Source organism: Pantoea sp. MHSD4 (assembly GCF_021043305.1).
Lineage (GTDB): Bacteria > Pseudomonadota > Gammaproteobacteria > Enterobacterales > Enterobacteriaceae > Pantoea > Pantoea eucalypti.
This window is the reverse complement of sequence record NZ_JAJNDH010000004.1, coordinates 150,341-167,885: the sequence shown is the minus strand read 5'-3', so window position 1 is coordinate 167,885 and position 17,545 is coordinate 150,341. Positions and strand designations below refer to the sequence as shown.

Annotated in this window: 17 protein-coding genes; 4 read left to right on the top strand and 13 right to left on the bottom strand. The window is 54.0% G+C overall.

Features of this window, described 5'->3' with window-relative positions; genetic code table 11:
* Window positions 1-214 precede the first annotated feature (214 nt).
* Entirely contained in the window at window positions 215-2,155 is a 1,941-nt protein-coding gene (locus LQK91_RS13805) for a methyl-accepting chemotaxis protein (RefSeq protein ID WP_003855106.1), read from the bottom strand.
* 521 nt (window positions 2,156-2,676) lie between these two features.
* On the opposite strand from LQK91_RS13805, the gene LQK91_RS13800 reads away from it, so the two are divergent.
* Window positions 2,677-3,810 (top strand): Fic family protein, encoded by a 1,134-nt coding sequence (locus LQK91_RS13800; RefSeq protein WP_008924656.1) that lies wholly within the window; start codon window positions 2,677-2,679, stop codon window positions 3,808-3,810.
* 74 nt (window positions 3,811-3,884) lie between these two features.
* On the opposite strand, the gene LQK91_RS13795 is transcribed toward LQK91_RS13800, so the two are convergent.
* From LQK91_RS13795 to LQK91_RS13740, 12 genes are all read right to left on the bottom strand, one after another.
* The gene (locus LQK91_RS13795) at window positions 3,885-4,226 is read right to left on the bottom strand and encodes a YebG family protein (protein WP_105099745.1); all 342 of its coding nucleotides are present in this window, start codon (window positions 4,224-4,226) and stop codon (window positions 3,885-3,887) included.
* A gap of 156 nt (window positions 4,227-4,382) precedes the next feature.
* Complete coding sequence (locus LQK91_RS13790) at window positions 4,383-5,177, bottom strand: SIR2 family protein (RefSeq protein WP_003855101.1); 795 nt, start codon at window positions 5,175-5,177, stop codon at window positions 4,383-4,385.
* Entirely contained in the window at window positions 5,174-5,734 is a 561-nt protein-coding gene (locus tag LQK91_RS13785) for a non-canonical purine NTP pyrophosphatase (RefSeq protein ID WP_003855100.1), read from the bottom strand. The genes LQK91_RS13790 and LQK91_RS13785 overlap by 4 nt, the downstream gene beginning before the upstream one ends.
* A 208-nt stretch (window positions 5,735-5,942) precedes the next feature.
* Window positions 5,943-6,842 (bottom strand): ABC transporter substrate-binding protein, encoded by a 900-nt coding sequence (locus tag LQK91_RS13780; protein WP_105099746.1) that lies wholly within the window; start codon window positions 6,840-6,842, stop codon window positions 5,943-5,945.
* Window positions 6,839-7,633 (bottom strand): amino acid ABC transporter ATP-binding protein, encoded by a 795-nt coding sequence (locus LQK91_RS13775; RefSeq protein ID WP_008924653.1) that lies wholly within the window; start codon window positions 7,631-7,633, stop codon window positions 6,839-6,841. Before LQK91_RS13775 ends, LQK91_RS13780 begins: the two co-directional genes overlap by 4 nt.
* Window positions 7,617-8,543 carry an amino acid ABC transporter permease gene (locus LQK91_RS13770; protein ID WP_105099747.1) on the bottom strand — a complete coding sequence of 309 codons (927 nt, stop codon included), beginning with the start codon at window positions 8,541-8,543 and terminating at the stop codon, window positions 7,617-7,619. Before LQK91_RS13770 ends, LQK91_RS13775 begins: the two co-directional genes overlap by 17 nt.
* 9 nt (window positions 8,544-8,552) lie before the next feature.
* Window positions 8,553-9,065: a GNAT family N-acetyltransferase gene (locus LQK91_RS13765; RefSeq protein ID WP_105099748.1), complete on the bottom strand. Its 513-nt coding sequence runs from the start codon at window positions 9,063-9,065 to the stop codon at window positions 8,553-8,555.
* A 10-nt stretch (window positions 9,066-9,075) separates the two neighbouring features.
* Complete coding sequence (locus tag LQK91_RS13760) at window positions 9,076-10,017, bottom strand: ABC transporter substrate-binding protein (RefSeq protein ID WP_105099749.1); 942 nt, start codon at window positions 10,015-10,017, stop codon at window positions 9,076-9,078.
* A 10-nt stretch (window positions 10,018-10,027) separates the two neighbouring features.
* The gene (locus LQK91_RS13755; RefSeq protein WP_105099750.1) at window positions 10,028-11,341 is read right to left on the bottom strand and encodes an LLM class flavin-dependent oxidoreductase; all 1,314 of its coding nucleotides are present in this window, start codon (window positions 11,339-11,341) and stop codon (window positions 10,028-10,030) included.
* Between the two features lie 80 nt (window positions 11,342-11,421).
* On the bottom strand, window positions 11,422-12,573 hold the full coding sequence (locus LQK91_RS13750; protein ID WP_105099751.1) for an amidohydrolase: 1,152 nt from the start codon (window positions 12,571-12,573) through the stop codon (window positions 11,422-11,424).
* A 19-nt stretch (window positions 12,574-12,592) separates the two neighbouring features.
* Window positions 12,593-13,591 (bottom strand): MsnO8 family LLM class oxidoreductase, encoded by a 999-nt coding sequence (locus LQK91_RS13745; protein WP_105099752.1) that lies wholly within the window; start codon window positions 13,589-13,591, stop codon window positions 12,593-12,595.
* Window positions 13,592-14,010: 419 nt separating this feature from the next.
* Entirely contained in the window at window positions 14,011-14,745 is a 735-nt protein-coding gene (locus tag LQK91_RS13740; protein WP_003855087.1) for a GntR family transcriptional regulator, read from the bottom strand.
* Window positions 14,746-15,165: 420 nt separating this feature from the next.
* Between LQK91_RS13740 and LQK91_RS13735 the strand changes: the two genes are divergently transcribed.
* From LQK91_RS13735 to LQK91_RS13725, 3 genes are read left to right on the top strand one after another with little or no spacing between them, the layout of a single operon-like run.
* Window positions 15,166-15,615: a PTS sugar transporter subunit IIA gene (locus tag LQK91_RS13735; protein WP_039661439.1), complete on the top strand. Its 450-nt coding sequence runs from the start codon at window positions 15,166-15,168 to the stop codon at window positions 15,613-15,615.
* A 48-nt stretch (window positions 15,616-15,663) separates the two neighbouring features.
* Entirely contained in the window at window positions 15,664-15,936 is a 273-nt protein-coding gene (locus LQK91_RS13730) for a PTS sugar transporter subunit IIB (RefSeq protein WP_003855084.1), read from the top strand.
* 39 nt (window positions 15,937-15,975) lie between these two features.
* The gene (locus LQK91_RS13725; protein ID WP_008924645.1) at window positions 15,976-17,349 is read left to right on the top strand and encodes a PTS ascorbate transporter subunit IIC; all 1,374 of its coding nucleotides are present in this window, start codon (window positions 15,976-15,978) and stop codon (window positions 17,347-17,349) included.
* Window positions 17,350-17,545 lie beyond the last annotated feature (196 nt).

The window sequence follows — 17,545 nt, the reverse complement described above, 5'->3', positions numbered from 1 at the left end:
AGGGGGCAAACCCGCTTAAAGCGATGGGAGCATAAGCCTGTAGCAACGCATCGCGGGCTACGGACAAAAAACTCCCGGCGCTTTTTGAACAACGTAAAGCGTTAGCCCGGCTAAGGACGCACCTCAGGGCTGAGGTGCGTCCTCGCCGCGTTGAGTCGCCAGGGATGGCGCTCTTGCGTCTTTGCGTAAGGCGTATGCTCCCTGAGCTGCATCCTTATGCCAGATGGAACTGCTCCACCGTCTGTGACAGCTGCTGCGCCTGATCTTCCAGTGAGCTGGCGGCCGCCGACATCTGCTGCACCAGCGCGGCGTTCTGTTGGGTCACGCCATCCATTTCATTGACGGCAATCGTCACCTGGCTGATGCCTCGCGCCTGTTCGCTTGATGCAGTAACAATCTCACCAATAATGCCCTGCACTGAATTGACCGCGTGCATCATCTCCTGCATGGTTTTACCGGCATCATTTACCAGCCGGACACCACTCTCGACTCGCACGCTCGACTCTTCAATCAGTGCACCAATCTCCTTCACCGCATTCGCGCTGCGCTGGGCAAGGTTGCGTACTTCAGAGGCGACTACCGCAAAACCGCGGCCCTGTTCACCGGCACGTGCGGCTTCCACCGCCGCGTTCAGCGCCAGAATATTGGTCTGAAAGGCAATGCTGTTGATCATCGTGGTAATGTCGCCGATCTTTTTCGAACTGTCATCGATCTGCGCCATGGTCTGCACCACCTCACCCACCAGCGAGGCACCGCGACTGGCAATATGCGTCGCGTTTTCAGTCAGGCTGGTTGCCTGCTGTGCATTGTCGGCATTCAGACGAATAGTGGCGCTGATCTGCTCCATACTGGCTGCGGTCTGCTCCAGCGCAGCAGCCTGTTCCTCGGTGCGTGATGCCAGATTGAGATTGCCGCTGGCGATTTCGCCCGCGCCCTGACGCACTGATTCACTGGAATCTTTTATCTGTCCAACAATCTGTCGGAGCTGGCTTTGCATGGTGCTAAGCGCGAAGAACAGGCTGCTGCTATCACCCCTCTTCACCGGGATCCGGTTATCCAGCTTGCCATCAGCAACGGCCAGGGCAATATGCGCCGCTTCAACCGGCTCGCCCCCAATTGGACGCAGCACTTTACGGCTGAACAGCATGCCCAGTACCGCGCCGACCAGCAGAACGCTGACGACCATCAGGATCACCGCCCACATCAGCTGCTGGGTGGATGCGGCCATCACCTGACTGACCGGTGCAACAACGCCCAGATACCAGGCTTTGTCGCTGTTCCCAATCACTACTGGCTGCCAGGTAACCAGGGCATCTTCACCCAGCACGGCATCAAAATGCTGTACGACTTTCGACGTAAAGCCATCTTTTTCCCCTTTCCACGGTTTCCCAGCCTCATCTTTCACCGGCGAGGAGACAACGTTACCGTTACTGGAGAGTAGCAACGCATAGCCGCTGCCCTGCCAGGGTTTAATCTGATTCACTTTCTGTTGCAGTGAAGCCAGGGATATATCAGAGGTGACAACTGCTTTTAAGGTGCCCTGATCCATAATGACGGCCGCTACGGAGGTGAGCAGGGTCGGCACGCCGTTATAGGCATAACTATAGGGTTCGGTAAGCGTGTCTTTTTGTGATTTTTGCGGAACCAGATAGTAATCGCCCTGACCCGGCGTCAGATAAGAGAGCAGCGGATGCATGGCATATTTACCTGCTGCGTCACGATCCACAAAAAAGGCATAGCGCCCCTGTGGCGCCTGTCCAGGCTGTGAGGCGAACTCTGCATCACGGCCATCAAACGCATTCTGTTCAAAGATGACTGACATCGACAGATAGTCAGGATTCGCGCGTAACGCATACTCCATCACTTTATCGACCGCTTTGCGATCGGTAATACCGGCGCGGGGTAACGCGATCAGACTTTGACCGAGAAGGCTGGCAACATCGCGGGCATGGCTCAGCTCCTGCTGCACCTGCAAGGCACGGCTTTGCGCAATCTGCTGCAGATATTTTTCGGCCAGTTGTTTTTGTTCTTTACCTGATTGCCAGCTGAGGACCCCAATTGTCACGGTAAATCCCAGCACTATCGTTAAACCACCCATGATTAACATCTGCGCACGGGTACTCATTTTTTTCTTATGCGTTACCTGACCGGCCATAGTGATTCCCCTGGAATTTACCTGCCTCAATACCTCCCTGTGTTCATGGTGCTCCTGAGATCATTTATCGGCGGCGTTTTTTTGAACTTTAATGGGGCTTATCCTGCCGTGATGGGGGTCTCAACGTGCGCGGTACAGGAAAGTTGATCGCCAGGGGAAGATGGCAAAACTGCAGAACGGGCTTTTTTTGATCTGCAACAATATCGCCGTCCGCTATTACTGTCAGTTTATGTCAACAGTTGCTGTAGCCCCCTTATCGCAGTGGAGAGAGAACAATGATCGGTAAATCAGGATTGGCTGTTGGGATGGTTGTCTGGCTAGCGTATATCGCCTGGATCGTTCACTACTATTCAGACACTTTTATGCAGTTCTCCCGCTAGTAAACAGGGCCTTCGGGTCCTTTTCTTTGCCTGCCATTCCGCACGGTTGGCCTGTGAGCCAAATATCCGCTATTATCGACTCATATCATGAGCCGATTAACCACACTTATTCGGCTCATTCTCTTTAACCGTGAGTGGATGATGAGCGTTGACTGGATCTGGCAACAGCCGGAATGGCCCCAATTTCACTGGCAGGATAACGAGCTGCTACCACGCCTGCGCCATTTGCAGCAGCAGCGCGGTTTGCTGCTTGGCCGCGCCAGCCTGCAGTCAGACACTGAATCACAGACGCTGGATACCCTGTTGGGTAATATTCTTTCCTCTTCGGCAATCGAAGAGGAGCGGGTCAACGTGCAGTCAGTTCGCTCGTCTCTGGCGCGCCGGTTAGGCGTTACGGAAACGCAGCCCTATCCGGTCTCCGATCGGTCAGAAGGACTGGCCGCGATGATGCTCGATGCCATCAACAATCGCAGCCAGCCATTAACGCTTGAACGGTTATTTCAGTGGCATCACTGGCTCTTCCCGGCAGATGAATGGACAGTACAGCGCCTGAGCGTCGGGACGTTGCGTGGCAGTGAACCGATGCAGGTGGTTTCAGGACGCATAGATCGTCCCACGGTACATTTTGAAGCCCCACCGCGACACGGACTGGAGCAACAGCTGGCACAGTTCATCGCGTGGTTTAACAGCAGTCAGCATGATGTGATGCTGGACCCGCTACTGCGGGCCGCCATCTGCCATCTGTGGTTTGTCACGCTACACCCTTTTGATGATGGCAATGGCCGTATCACGCGAGCATTGACCGATCTCGCCCTGGCACAGGCTGACAGCCAGAGCATCCGCCTGTACGCCATGTCTCCGGCAATACTGGCGCAGCGTGCCGGGTATTACCGCATCCTTGAGCAGACGCAGAAAGGCGGCCTTGATATCACCCGTTGGCTGGTGTGGTTTCTGGATATCCTGGATGAGAGCCTGAAACAGGCATTGGATGTTATTGATCGCACACAGTTGAAAGCGCGATTCTGGTTACGACATCAGGGGATGGCATTAAGTCCGGAACAGGTAAAAGTCCTTAACCGGCTGTTAGACGGTGGCGAGCAGGGTTTCGAACAGGGGATAAGCGCCAGCCAGTATCAGAAAGTCGCGAAAGTAAGTAAAGCCACGGCGACCCGTCATCTGGCGGATCTGGTTGAAAAAGGGTGTCTGTTCCGGCTTGAGGGAGGCGGCAGAAGCACCCGCTATCAGGTTAAAACCCGCGAGATACTTACAGATTAATGGGATGAAAGCGGTGATCAAACCGTTATTCAAAAACAGCAACGCCGGAAGGTTCGCTTCCGGCATTGTGGCAATTACGCGGCTTTAACAGCGCGCACTTTCCTGGCCGCAGGCTCTTCAGCCTGATCATCCGCGCCAGCCTCTGACACGGCTTCCGGTTGAGAGACGGAGACTGCCGCTTCCGGCAATTTGCTGGTGCGCAGAATATGCTGAACCGCATCTTTCTGTTCTGCAATCAGCAGGCCCAGGGTTTCAGCCTGAGATTCATCCAGTGCAGGTTGATGCTGTAACAGCCAGTCAGTGAAAGCTTCGGCCATATCGAGCATTTTGTCGTAGGCATCGGCCTCTTTCTTATTGGCAAACGTCATCTTCTCTTCACCCTTTCTGACTACAACAAATTTTGTTTCAACAGCCATCTTTTCGCCCTCAGGTACTGTGTATACATACAGTATATCATGCCGGTTATGCTTTGCCAGCAGAGAATAGAGTTTATCGGTTATGCACCGGCTAACCTTAACCTGGCGCAGGTTTTTTTTATTTTCCTGAGACTTCTCTGCCGGAAACTGCGCTGACTAGACCAGCAGCTCTTCGAGAAACATCGCCAGCGCCTTGCGTGGATCGTCTTCTTCAGAAACGATCACCTCGATCCCCCACTGCCCCAGCACCTCTTTGGCGACCGGGTTATTACGGTTAGTGAACAGATACGATTTTGGTCGCGCCGTCGCCAGCCCGGTGCGGCCCCACATTTTAGTCAGACGGTAAAACAGCAGGCGAATGTTGAAATCACTGATGCTGTAGCCGACAAACAGCACAGAATTGCCCATCACGTCATGGGTCAGTTTAATGTCGAGCGGCGAGTCAAAATAGAGACGTTCGAAATAGCTGCTCTCATCAAGCACGATTGAGGTGTCATCATCGAAGTCACCGTGCAGTTTGATGATGTGGCGCTTATCTTCGGTCAAAGAGACCAGGTCGGCAGCATTGGCCACTTTATAATAGGGTACGCCGTGCGCGTCGTGCGCCGCTTCCAGCCAGCGATCATAGTTAGTAGTGTAAATGCGGGAGAAGTTACCCTGGGTAATCATGGTATGAATTTCAGAAGACCGGACATCGATATCCGGACGGTGCCACTCGCGATCCATCCAGCTGCGCAGCGGGCCTAACGAACCTTTCTTCTGCTTGTAATACTCCGCCAGCGACAGATGCGTGCCATAGGTATTAAAGATTTTGGGATCGTAACCCAGCTCGTTTGCAAGATGCGCAATCAGTTCGTGCCACTCGGGAAGACCAAAATTGCGCGAAATACCGGCACCGGCAAACAGAATCAGTTTGCCGGAATCATAGGCGCGCTTAAGTTCAGGTTTCATGCCACTCCCCGCGAGGTTTTTAAAAAGGTAGCGAAGCGATCCAGCGCAATGCGCCGCATCGAAATCTCATTCTTGAGTTCACCCATCTCCGCAAAGGTCTGGTCATAGCCTTCGGGAATAAAAACACAGTCCCACTGAAAGCCACGTGTCCCGGCAGGTTTCGCGGCGATGGTGCCACGCAGTTCGCCAGAAAACTGATACATTTTACGGCCATCGCAATAGCCCAGCACCGTTTTAGCCGTCACCGCCTGGCTGTCGAGCCCCTGCACCAGCGCGGTAAAGCGCTCAGCGTCCAGGCGGTTCCAGAAGATGCGGGTCAGACCGGCGGGGAGACCATTGAGGCCATCCAGATAGAGGCCGGTATGCTCCACAAACAGCGGTCGCCCAATCAGCGAAAACGCCTTGGTGAGTTTGTCGCGCACCAGGTCAAGCTCGTTTTCAGTCTGAATTTCTTCGATGCGACGGGCAATGGGCAGCACTTCGACCCCGATGGGTTCGAGTATCTTGCGCACCTCAGCCAGTTTTGGTTCATTGGCAGAAAGGAATCTGATTTTCATGGGGCTTCCAGGTTAATTACTCCACCAGGCACTGAATGTTAACGGAAACAGGCGGGCAGGATAAATCACTAACGCTGAAGAGTGTAGCTCAATTCGGTGAGGCGCTGCGAGCCGGGGGCGGTCAGACGAGAGAGGCGCGGGAGGAGATCCAACATTGTTCTGGCTCACTTTTTTAATGAAAAGCCGGAACAGCGCCGGCTCTGTGGACTCAGTAAACAATGCCCGGTGGATTTACTGTGGAGTGCGTAATAGCTTCATCCTGTTCGCCCCAGCGGGCCAGCACCTGCTGATACTGACCGCCCGTAATGGTGCCGTCGAGCGCAGCCTGTAGCGCCGGGGCCAGACCATTGCCCTTTTTGGTGGTCACGGCAACCCAGGCGCGAAACGGCCCACTGCCCACCAGCTTTGTCTGACCGCGTGACGCCACTTTCCAGGCCGCCATGGAGTGAGGTCCAAACATCGCATCGGCCCGCCCAGACAGCAGCGTCAGCGTCGCCGATGCATCATCAGTAAGGTAGATCGGCGTTACCGCAGGCAGACCTTGGGTCCGGTTCTGCTGATCCCAGCTCAGCAATATACGCTCCTGATTGGTGCCCGACGAGACGATAATCCGCTTGCCGACAATATCCGCCGGGCTATTAATCCGGCGGATTTGACTGTCGCTTTTCACTGCAAAGGCGTGGTTGTCGGCGCGATAGGTCGCAAAATCGAACTTTTTCTTGCGCTCTTCAGTAACGGCTATATTGAACATCGCGACATCATAGCGTCCGGCGCTGATGCCCAGCGGCCAGTCCTCCCATGAAGCCGGAACCAGCTTCAGCTTTAAGCCCAGACTGTCCGCCAGCAGTCTGGCAATATCCGGGTCACTGCCAATCCGGGTCACGTTGTCTGACGCCAGCAGTGACAGCGGCGGTGAGTTGGTGGCTGAGGTCGCGACCGTCAGCGTGCCAGTTTCGATAAAATGAAAACCAGCGGGAATTTTAGCGATCGCCTGCGGATTAGCCGGGGCAGGGATCGGCACCTCATTTTTAAGCACATCAAGCTTCTCTGCCGCTGAACAGGTCAGCGCCGGAAGAAGCATCAACGCGGTAAACGTTAGCCCTCTCATAACACTCGCGCCAGGAAACGGCGGGTGCGTTCATGACGCGGATGATTGAGCACCTGCGTCGTGCTGCCCTGCTCCACAATCCGGCCATCCACCATAAAGACCACGTTATCCGCCACTTCCCGGGCAAAGCCGATCTCATGCGTCACAATCACCAGCGTAGTCCCGGAACGTGCAAGCTTTTTAATCACGTCGAGGACTTCGCCGACCAGCTCCGGGTCCAGCGCCGAGGTCGGCTCATCGAACAGCATGACACGCGGATTAAGCATCAGCGCACGCGCAATAGCGATGCGCTGCTGCTGCCCGCCCGACAGATGACGTGGCCAGGCATCCGCTTTATGGCGCAGGCCCACAATATCCAGCAGTTCACCGGCGCGCTGTATCGCTTCCGTTTTCGTTAACTGCCGATGCGCAATCGGCGCTTCAATCAGGTTATCCAGCACGCTGAGGTGTGGGAACAGATTGAAATTCTGGAACACATAGCCGACGTTGATGCGCTGGCGCAGAATCGCCTTCTCTTTCAGCTCATAAAGCTTATTGCCGCGTTGCTGATAGCCGATGTAGTCACCATCAATCTGAATAAATCCCTCATCGACCCGCTCCAGATGATTAATGGTGCGCAGCAGCGTGGATTTACCGGAACCGGAGGGGCCAAGAATCACGGTTACTGAACCGGGTTCCAGCGACAGCGAAACATCATCCAGCGCTTTATGTTTACCAAAACGTTTACTGACCCCGGTGATACTGATGGCTCCGGTGGTGTGTGAAGTGCGGTAATCAATGGCTTCTGACATGGCTGATCTCCTCGGTTGGATGAAGGGGTGTGACGCGGTTGCGCCACTGTCGCCAGCGAGAGGGTTGCGGTTCACGCGTGACGCTGCGGGCCATCCAGCGTTCAGCGTTATACTGAATCACGGACAATACGGTGGTAATAATCAGATACCAGGCGGCCCCCACCATCAGTAGCGGGATCACTTCCTGATTACGGTTGTAGATCATCTGGATGGTGTAAAACAGCTCCGGCATCGCCAGTACGTAAACCACGGAAGTGCCCTTCGCCAGGCTGATGATCTCGTTAAAGGCGACAGGAATAATGGCGCGCAGTGCCTGCGGCAGAATGATGCGGAAGGTGCGGCGCGTGGCGGAGAGACCCAACGCGGACGCGGCTTCTACCTGACCGTGATCGACACCGAGGATACCGCCACGAATAATCTCCGCACTGTAAGCCGCCTGCACCAGCGTCAGACCAATAACGGCAGCCTGGAACTGGCCCAGTACGTTAATCGTCTGATACGCGCCCCACGACAGACCGGTGAACGGAATGCCGATCGACAGGGTGTCGTAAAGATAGGAGAAGTTATAAAGAATAATCAGCACGACAATCAGCGGCAGTGACCTGAACAGCCAGATATAACCCCACGCCAGCGTGCTCAGCAGCCATGACGAGGAAAGTCGCGCCAGCGCCAGCAGACCGCCCAAAAGCAGGCCGAATACTGTGCCCAGCAGGGTCAGCAGCAGCGTCTGACCCAGGCCATGCAGGATCACAGGATCAAAGAACCAGCGGGCAAACACGCTCCACTCCCAGCGTGGGTTAAAGGCCACCGACTGCACCACGCCCGCCAGTATAAACAGCGCCACGATAGCCCCGGCGGTGCGGGCCGGGTAGCGCGCTGGCACCACCTGTAGTTGTTGATGCTTGCTCATCGTCACTCCTTAACTCGCTTCGGCGACGTTATAAACGCCGATGACTTTACTAAAACGCAGTCGTCCGTCATGGGGCGGCTGGCCGTAACGCTCCAGATCGCCGCTGAGATCAAAATGAGGCTGATAGCCGTGGCCGGTATAGAGCCGCACCGCTTCCGGCTGGCGAAAGCCGGTGGTGAGAAACAGCCGCTGATAACCTGCCTGCAGCGCACGCCGCTCCAGCTCCTGTAACACCACCAGTGCCAGCCCCTGACGACGCAGATCGCTGCGTGTCCAGATACGTTTCAGCTCGGCGGTTTGTGGATCACAGGGTTTGTAAGCGCCCATCGCGATAATCTTGCCGTCACGCTCCAGCACAATAAACAGCCCCTGCGGCGGCAGATACCATTCGGTCAGTTCCTGCTCTTTATGCCGGGCAAAGTAGTCACCGTAACGCGCGGAATATTCATCAAATAGCCCGCCGAGAATCGGCTGGAGCGCTGGTGCATCGGGTGAAACATCGCGAAAAGTGGATTCACTCATGGTCAGCTCCTTAGTCGCCCAGCCCGGCGGGATTGATTTCTGAACGGTCGATCTTCTCAACACCTTCACCCCAGCGGTTCAGCACCTTCTGATAGTCGCCATTGCCGATCACGCCGTTCAGCGCAGTGCTGATCGGTTCCGCCAGGCCGCTGCCTTTCTTCACGGTAACGGCGATGTGTGCCGCTTTTGGCCAGCCACCATCGACACTGCCCACCAGGCGGGTTTTACCCGTCAGTGCCGCTTTCCAGGCTCCAATCACGTTGGGACCGAAGTATGCATCTGCGCGGCCCGCCTGCAGCGCCAGCGTTTGAGCCGCATCATCTTTGGCGTAGATCGGCGTAAAGGCTTTGAGTCCTTTTGCCTGATTCTCTTTATCCCATGCCAGCAGAATCGCCTCCTGATTGGTGCCGGATCCCACGATGATCCGCAGCCCGGCGATATCCTCTGCTTTAGTCAGTGATTTTATCGGGCTGCTGGTTTTGACATAAAAACCCAGGGAGTCTTTACGGTAGGTAACAAAGTCAAACTTCTCTTTACGATCTTTGGTCACGGTGATGTTGGAGATCGCCGCGTCATACTTGCCTGAGGCCACACCCAGCGGCCAGTCTTCCCACGACGCAGGCACGACGTTGAGTTTCAGTCCCAGGCTGTCAGCGACAAGCCGGGCAATGTCCACTTCACTGCCGAGCAGGGTTTTGTTGTCGTCGGAAAACACGGTGAGCGGTGGCGAATTCAGTGCCGCAACCGCCACGGTAAAGGAACCTGGCACCACAAAGTGATGACCGGCAGGCAACTGAGCGATGGCACCCGGATTCTTCACGGTATTGACTGGCGCTTTATTCGCTTCAAGGCTGACCCGCTGGCCGTTATAGGAAACGCGGGTATCTTCCGCCAGCGCATGGCTGCTTGCCGCCAGAATAAGCAGGGCGAGAAGAGGTGATGTTTTTTTCATGGCCTGTGCCCTATTGTGAGGTGAACTGATTAACGGGTTGTTTCAGGGCAAAGCTGTCGCGCAGGGTGCTGCCCGGATAGTCGCGACGCGTCAGCCCGCGAGCCTGCAGAATCGGCACCACGCGGTCGACAAAGCGTTCAAAGGTATCGGGCGTACCGCCATTGATGATGAAGCCGTCAGCGGCCTGGGTCTCAAACCACTGCTGAAGACCATCGGCGACCTCTTCCGGTGTCCCGTGAAACAGCGGTCGCGGCGTGGTGGCTTCCAGCGCCGCCTGACGCAAGGTGTGACCGTGCTCTCTGGCTTTTCGTTTGATCTCGTCGGTGGTGCTGCGGAAACTGTTCTGACCTATGTCGCCAATGTCCGGAAACGGCTGATCCAGCGGGTATTGTGAAAAGTCGTGATGGTCGAAGAAACGCCCCAGGTAATTGAGCGCATCGGTAATTGATACCAGCGCCGCCGTGGTCTGATACTGGCGCTCCACATCCTCTGCATCATCGCCAACAATCACGCTGACACCCTGGAAGATGTGCAGATCCTCTGGATGACGGCCATTCGCCTCCAGTTGCTGCTTCACATCCTGATAAAACGCCTGCGCCTCTTCGCGGGTCGGCTGATGGGTAAAGATGGCGTCAGCGTGGCGCGCCGCCAGCTTTTTACCGTCCTCAGAGGCCCCGGCCTGGAAGATAATCGGACGGCCCTGCGGCGTGCGGGCAATGTTCAGCGGCCCCTGCACCTGGAAGAAGTCACCGTGATGATCGAGCGTATGTAACTTTGCCGGATCGAAGAACTGCCCACTCGCTTTGTCGCGCACAAAAGCATCCTGCTCCCACGAATCCCATAAGCCTTTCACCACCTGCAGATACTCATCGGCAATGCGGTAACGCAACGCATGCTCAGGATGTTTCTGGCGGGAAAAGTTTTTTGCGGAACCTTCCAGCGGCGAGGTCACCACATTCCACCCCGCGCGACCGCCGCTGAGGTGATCGAGGCTGGCAAACTGACGCGCCACGGTGAACGGCTCGCTGTAGGAGGTGGAAACGGTGCCGACCAGTCCCAGATGTTCCGTAACGCCCGCCAGGGCAGACAGGAGTGTCAGCGGCTCAAAGCGATTGAGAAAGTGTGGTATCGATTTCTCATTAATAAATAATCCGTCGGCGACAAACAGGAAGTCGAGCTTGCCCTGCTCCGCTTTACGGGCGATTTTTTTTGCGTAATCCAGGCTGATGCTGGCATCAGCCTGTGCCGCAGGATGGCGCCAGGCGGACATGTTTCCCGATGCGCCATGCAGAATAGTGCCCAGCCGAAGTTGTCTTGTGGTCATGATGCTCTCTCTTTTTTAGTCGTAGCGTTGCCCGACGACGGTGTTCAGAACCGTCGTGCGTTAGCGGGCTGCAGATGAATTCAGTTCAGAATGGATTCCCGACATCGCGCATTAAGATGTTGCAGCGCCTGGCGGGCCAGTCGGGCAAAGTAGTCGGCGGCGGGGGCAATCAGCGCCTCATCCGGGGTAAAACTGGCGTGATGCAGACCAAAATCACTGGCGCTGCCAATGCTGACAAACGCACCGGGCACCTGTTGCAGATAAAAGGCAAAATCTTCGCCCAGCAGATGCAGATCGGCCGTCTGCACCCGATAACCCGCCTGCTGCGCCACTTCACTGCTGAAGTTCGCCCAGTGCGCGTCATTGATCAGCACCGGCGGGCCAGGATGCCAGCTCAGGGTTGCCTGCGCGCCATTGGCTTCGGCAACGTGTTCAACCAGCACCCGCACCCGCCGCTCCAGTTCCGCGCGCACCCGTAAATCATGGGTTCGGGCCGTGCCGCCAAACTCAACGCCGCCGGGTAACACGTTCCAGCTTTTACCGCCGTCGATACGCGTAATACTCAGCACCAGACTGTCCAGGGCACTGAAGCTGCGGCTGGTGAGTCCCTGTAACGCCTGAATGATCTGGCTGGCGGTGACAATGCTGTCGACGCCCTGTTCCGGATACGCAGCGTGTGCGCCTTTGCCAGTCACGCGAATAATAAATTTATCCGTATTGGCGTAGAACGCCCCGCTGCGGGTAGCGAATGTGCCAATGGGCAGCGAGGGTTCATTGTGCATGCCGAAAATGGCCTGTACCTCATCAAGTACACCCACCTCAATAAACTGTCTGGCTCCTCGCGCGATCTCCTCTGCGGGCTGAAACAGAATGCGTACCCGGCCAGGTAATTGATCGGACAGCGTATTGAGCTGCAACGCTGCGCCCAGCATCACCGCGCTGTGCAGGTCGTGACCGCAGGCGTGCATGACGCCAGGATGACGGGAATGAAACCGCACGCCGCTCGCCTCATGGATCGGTAGCGCATCGATATCCGCGCGCAGCGCAATTACCGTCTCTCCACTGCCAATCTCCGCCACCACGCCCGTCTTGAGGGGATAATCCAGAATCCTGATGCCCGCTGCGGCTAACCATCCCTGCAGTCGCGCCGTGGTCGCAAACTCCTGACCCGACAGCTCTGGCCAGGTATGCAGTTCACGTCGCCATTCGATCAGTTGTGACTCATGGTTCATGATGACTCTCCACTGAGATTCAGGCTGCGACCAGATGATGCGTAGCCAGCAGTTTAAGTGACGTCAGGCGGGCAACCGGCTCGGTAATCGGCGTGTCGATCACGAACTCATCAATATCAAAATTATGATGCAGTGCATCCAGTTGAGCATGAACCTGCGGAGCTGTGCCCTTTAGCAATGACGGTGTGCGCGGCTCTATTTTGTAATCCTTGTAACCGCCCTGACGCACATAGCGTTCGGCCTGCTCAAGACTGGCGACATTGACGCCTGGGCCCTCTTTCACTGCGACGTGATAATGGCGCAGACCGGAAACCAGCAGGTCTGCACCGGCGGGTGAATCGGCCACCACCACCTGTACAGCCACCAGTGCGCGCTGACCGTGACTCAGGCGGGAGAAAGTACTTAACGCGCGCTCCAGTAACTGACGATCGCCATTGAGGTGGGCCGCAAACACAAACTGCCAGCCCAGACTGGCCGCGAGCCGGGCGCTCTCTTCACTGGCACCCAACAGAAAACGATTGGCCGGACGTGACGGCAGTGGCGTGGCGGCTAAGCCTTCGTCATCAACATGAGGTTGAGCGGCCGTGAGCCAGCTATCCAGCAGCTGAAGCTGATTAGCAAAGCTCCCTTTTTTAGCGGCATCGACACCCTGTTGCAGTGCATGGGTGGAGAGCGGTAATCCACCTGGCGCTTTGCCTACACCGAGATCGATACGTCCGGGAGCCAGAGAGGCGAGCAGATTAAAGTTTTCTGCCACTTTATAGGGGCTGTAATGCTGCAACATCACTCCGCCCGATCCGACGCGAATATGACGGGTCTGGGCAACGATCCACGCAATTAACACTTCCGGTGAAGGACTGGCGAGCTGCGCGGTGTTGTGATGTTCTGCCAGCCAGAAACGGTGATATCCCCACTCCTCTGCCAGCTGGGCCAGCTGCAGGGTGCGCTGCAGCGCTGCGGTGGGTGTCTCGCCCTGCAGCACGGGTGCTTTATCTAACAGACTCAATCGATATGCCATTCACCTGGTCCTTGTTAATTCCGGTTGCTGACCAGTGTGCTGCGCAGGTGATTATTGGTAAAACATCATATTGTTTTATGCTTTATTGAATTCGTCATAATGGGGAGGGATGAAAGGATAAATGAGGATAACGGCGCTGAAACAGGATTTGATAGCCAGATCTCACGGATAAAACGGCCTGTTACCTGAAAAAAAGGCGATTGAAACCAGCGAGCCGGCAAAGTTATGCAGAAAATCGTCTTAAGTATGGAAAGCTGTTATGCGTTCTGCCGCGGCGCTGCCTTGATAACAGACATCGGGAATACAACACACTGAAGTCCATTCTGTACTGGAGGAAGAAAGCGCAGAACGTCGGGCAATTAAATAAGCATACTGAGCTTTCAATTGAGGAAAGATAAGTGACTAAAACATTATTTTAGTTAAGGTCGCTGCGAGTTTTGTTTCAGAGGAAAATACCGGGTATTGATAATCGCCACATTGACTTCACAGGGAATGCCGTCGTCGAGATAAACCGTTTCATTAAGCTGAATGACCGCATCGCCTTCCGCTAAATTAAGTAACGTAAGTGATTGTGTATCCGCAAGATTGACGGCTGTTAAATGCTGGTCTCTGAGCTGAACTTTTTTACCTGTCACCTCTTCAATATAGGCATATTTGGAGATTTCCAGCTTGCTGAATTCCATGCTGTTGAACAGGTTTACTGGCAGGTGGATATGTTCCAGTGCCACCGGAATATCGTCAAAACACATCAGACGTAAAATTTTATAAATCTGATCGCTGCTCTTGATACGCAGTGCCTGGGCCATGTCCGCTGAAGGAACCCTGACGATACTGACAGAGATAATTTTTCTGACACCTTTATGGCCATTTCTCTGAGCCTGATAATCAAAAGGTGAAAGCACATGATATCGGTGAGCCTGGCTACTTATCTCCGCGGAACCCACAAAAATACCCGATCCTTTTACCCGATATATTCTCTGCTGTTCTACCAGAATACGTGTCGCCTCACGCACCGTTGCGCGTGTAATGCCGATATTTTTGGCAATTGATATTTCGGTATCCAGCTTTTCTCCGGGTTGAAGGCCATCATCCTTAATTTTATTGAGGATGTAATTAACCACCTCTTTTTGCTTTTCAGTAATGCCATCAGCCATTGGCTTTCTTCCCATTATCCGTGTCAGTACAGTTCTGCCTGACATTGCCGGATGAGTACCACTACGGCTCGCTGAATATGTGATCAACTTATCAAATTGGCACTGATGTTAAGCCTGTTCAGCCAAATTTTAACTTTACATGTTGTGTCAGTACACGTCGAAGGACATTATCGAGATGACTAGACATCTTTAACATGTACAGATGTACCGGTTAAAGTGAAATTTAATTTTATGTGCACGCTAAGAAACGCGTTATTTCTTAACGGCTTGATAAAACGTTCTTTTACGAATCGGACTGCCTTTATTTTCCCGCACAGTGAGTGGACGCAGGTTGCCTGCAGGTTCAGTCAAAAAGGGATGAAAGGCGTTTTAATAAAAAATGACTGTACATATTCAGGCATTTTCAGCAGGAGCAAGGCGATGTCACACCTGGCTAAGTGGTTAAACAACGAGAAAATCCAGTATGTCGAAAGCGTTGCTGACTGGCAGGAAGCACTCGTCATTGCGGGGCGTCCTCTGCTCAGTGAGGGCGCAATCTCGCAGGATTACATTGATGCGATCATTCAGCAAAAAGAGGAGATCGGGCCCTTTTTCGTCATCGCTCCGCAGATTGCAATGCCTCACGCCCGTCCGGAACAGGGCGCGCACAAACTGGGGTTGTCGATTGTGCTGCTGGGCACAGCCGTGAAATTTGACTCTGAAGAGAACGATCCGGTAAAGGCCATTTTTATGTTTGCCGCGCCGGACAGCAATAGCCATATCGAAATGATTTCTGAGCTTGCAGAAGTTCTGTCTGATGAAGCGATCATGGCCCAACTCTTCAGGGTGACCAGTAAAGAAGCGCTGATAACGATTTTATCGGGCGTCTGAATTGCCCGCTAAAACACGACATGTGATCAACAGTGAATGAGGTGAGATATGAAAATTATGGCGGTTTGTGGTTCAGGTCTGGGCAGCAGCTTCATGATGGAAATGAACATTAAGAAGGTGCTTAAAACTATTGGTGTTGAAGCGGAAGTTGAACATTCTGATCTCGGCTCTGTTACGCCCGATGTGGCGGATGTTTTTGTGATGGCAAAAGATATTGCCTACAGCGCCAACCTTCCTGAACAGAAGGTTATCATCATTAACAACATTATTGACCTGAAAGAAGTGGAACAAAAAATACGCGAGTATTTTGAGAAAAACTGACGCTAATAATTAGATAAACACCTTACCCTCGAGGTTAATATGTTTACTCAAAATCTTTTGCAGTTCGTCGTCGACGTGCTGAAAGTGCCCTCAATATTAGTCGGACTGGTGGCATGTTTCGGACTGATTGCGCAGAAGAAGCCGTTTCCTGACGTTATTAAGGGCACGGTTAAAACCATTCTGGGCTTCCTGGTGCTGGCAGGCGGAGCGACCGTCCTGGTCGGTTCCCTGACACCACTTGGCGACATTTTTAAACATGCATTTGATGTTCAGGGCATCATTCCTAATAACGAAGCAATGGTCTCTATCGCACTGGCAAAATATGGTGCGCCAACCACGATGATCATGGCCTTCGGCATGGTCGCCAACATCGTTGTTGCCCGATTTACCCGACTTAAATATATCTACCTTTCCGGCCATGTGACCTTCTATATGGCCTGTATGATCGCGATTATTTTATCAGTTGCCGGTTTTGAAGGTGTGCAGCTTATTTACACCGGCTCACTGCTTCTGGGTATTCTGATGGCCACCTTCCCGGCAATTGCACAGCCTTATATGCGTAAGATCATCGGGGGCGACCATGTCGCGCTGGCGCATACCGGGACCATTGGCTATGTCTTATCTGGCTGGATCGGCTCTTTAGTGGGTAAAGGTTCTAAATCCACCGAAGAGATGAACATGCCAAAAAACCTCAGTTTTTTGCGCGACAGCACGATCTCCATCTCGCTAACGATGATGATTATTTACTTAATCCTGTCGGTGTCAGCAGGTAAAGAGTATGTAGAGGCCAACTTCAGTCATGGTCAGAACTACCTGGTTTACTCGTTTATTCAGGCCATAACTTTTGCGGCGGGCGTCTTTATTATTCTGCAGGGTGTGCGCTTAATCCTGGCTGAGATCGTTCCGGCCTTTACCGGCTTTTCAGAAAAACTGGTACCGGATGCAAGACCCGCGCTGGATTGCCCGATTGTTTTCCCTTATGCCCCGAATGCGGTGCTGGTCGGCTTTATCTCCAGCTTTGTTGGTGGCCTGGTTGGGCTGTTTGTCCTCGGTCAGCTGCATTGGGTATTAATTCTGCCGGGTGTTGTGCCCCACTTCTTCTGTGGCGCTACGGCGGGCGTATTTGGTAATGCCACCGGTGGCAAACGCGGGGCGATTTGCGGTGCCTTTGCACATGGCCTGCTGATTACCTTCCTGCCCGTCGCGTTGCTACCGGTACTGGGACAGATCGGCCTGACCAACACGACCTTCTCGGATACCGACTTCGGCGTGACCGGCATTCTGCTTGGCAATATGGCTCACTTTATGGACAAGGGAACCATCACAATGATCATCACCGGTATTTTTGGCTTGTTAGTGATTTATAACTTCATGGCCAAAAAGAAGGCACCTGCTGAAACGAATGCAGGGTAAAAAGAAAGTGTACTAACCCAGAAAGGGCGATTAGCCCTTTCTGGGCGTGTGTTTCATCGGCTCTTCATTCCCCTCCTGGTCCTTATCAGAATCCCCCTCACCTGTGCCGACAATAGCCGTAATTTACGCTCGTTACGCTCATCCCTGACCTGAAACGCCTCATCGTCACACAGATTCACTGACATCTTCTGGCACT

What these genes read in the sequence shown, in the direction of transcription:
- LQK91_RS13805 (WP_003855106.1), bottom strand. Translation starts at nt 2,155, where the DNA reads ATGGCCGGTCAGGTAACGCATAAGAAAAAAATGAGTACCCGTGCGCAG.
- LQK91_RS13800 (WP_008924656.1), top strand. Translation starts at nt 2,677, where the DNA reads ATGAGCGTTGACTGGATCTGGCAACAGCCGGAATGGCCCCAATTTCAC.
- LQK91_RS13795 (WP_105099745.1), bottom strand. Translation starts at nt 4,226, where the DNA reads ATGGCTGTTGAAACAAAATTTGTTGTAGTCAGAAAGGGTGAAGAGAAG.
- LQK91_RS13790 (WP_003855101.1), bottom strand. Translation starts at nt 5,177, where the DNA reads ATGAAACCTGAACTTAAGCGCGCCTATGATTCCGGCAAACTGATTCTG.
- LQK91_RS13785 (WP_003855100.1), bottom strand. Translation starts at nt 5,734, where the DNA reads ATGAAAATCAGATTCCTTTCTGCCAATGAACCAAAACTGGCTGAGGTG.
- LQK91_RS13780 (WP_105099746.1), bottom strand. Translation starts at nt 6,842, where the DNA reads ATGAGAGGGCTAACGTTTACCGCGTTGATGCTTCTTCCGGCGCTGACC.
- LQK91_RS13775 (WP_008924653.1), bottom strand. Translation starts at nt 7,633, where the DNA reads ATGTCAGAAGCCATTGATTACCGCACTTCACACACCACCGGAGCCATC.
- LQK91_RS13770 (WP_105099747.1), bottom strand. Translation starts at nt 8,543, where the DNA reads ATGAGCAAGCATCAACAACTACAGGTGGTGCCAGCGCGCTACCCGGCC.
- LQK91_RS13765 (WP_105099748.1), bottom strand. Translation starts at nt 9,065, where the DNA reads ATGAGTGAATCCACTTTTCGCGATGTTTCACCCGATGCACCAGCGCTC.
- LQK91_RS13760 (WP_105099749.1), bottom strand. Translation starts at nt 10,017, where the DNA reads ATGAAAAAAACATCACCTCTTCTCGCCCTGCTTATTCTGGCGGCAAGC.
- LQK91_RS13755 (WP_105099750.1), bottom strand. Translation starts at nt 11,341, where the DNA reads ATGACCACAAGACAACTTCGGCTGGGCACTATTCTGCATGGCGCATCG.
- LQK91_RS13750 (WP_105099751.1), bottom strand. Translation starts at nt 12,573, where the DNA reads ATGAACCATGAGTCACAACTGATCGAATGGCGACGTGAACTGCATACC.
- LQK91_RS13745 (WP_105099752.1), bottom strand. Translation starts at nt 13,591, where the DNA reads ATGGCATATCGATTGAGTCTGTTAGATAAAGCACCCGTGCTGCAGGGC.
- LQK91_RS13740 (WP_003855087.1), bottom strand. Translation starts at nt 14,745, where the DNA reads ATGGCTGATGGCATTACTGAAAAGCAAAAAGAGGTGGTTAATTACATC.
- LQK91_RS13735 (WP_039661439.1), top strand. Translation starts at nt 15,166, where the DNA reads ATGTCACACCTGGCTAAGTGGTTAAACAACGAGAAAATCCAGTATGTC.
- LQK91_RS13730 (WP_003855084.1), top strand. Translation starts at nt 15,664, where the DNA reads ATGAAAATTATGGCGGTTTGTGGTTCAGGTCTGGGCAGCAGCTTCATG.
- LQK91_RS13725 (WP_008924645.1), top strand. Translation starts at nt 15,976, where the DNA reads ATGTTTACTCAAAATCTTTTGCAGTTCGTCGTCGACGTGCTGAAAGTG.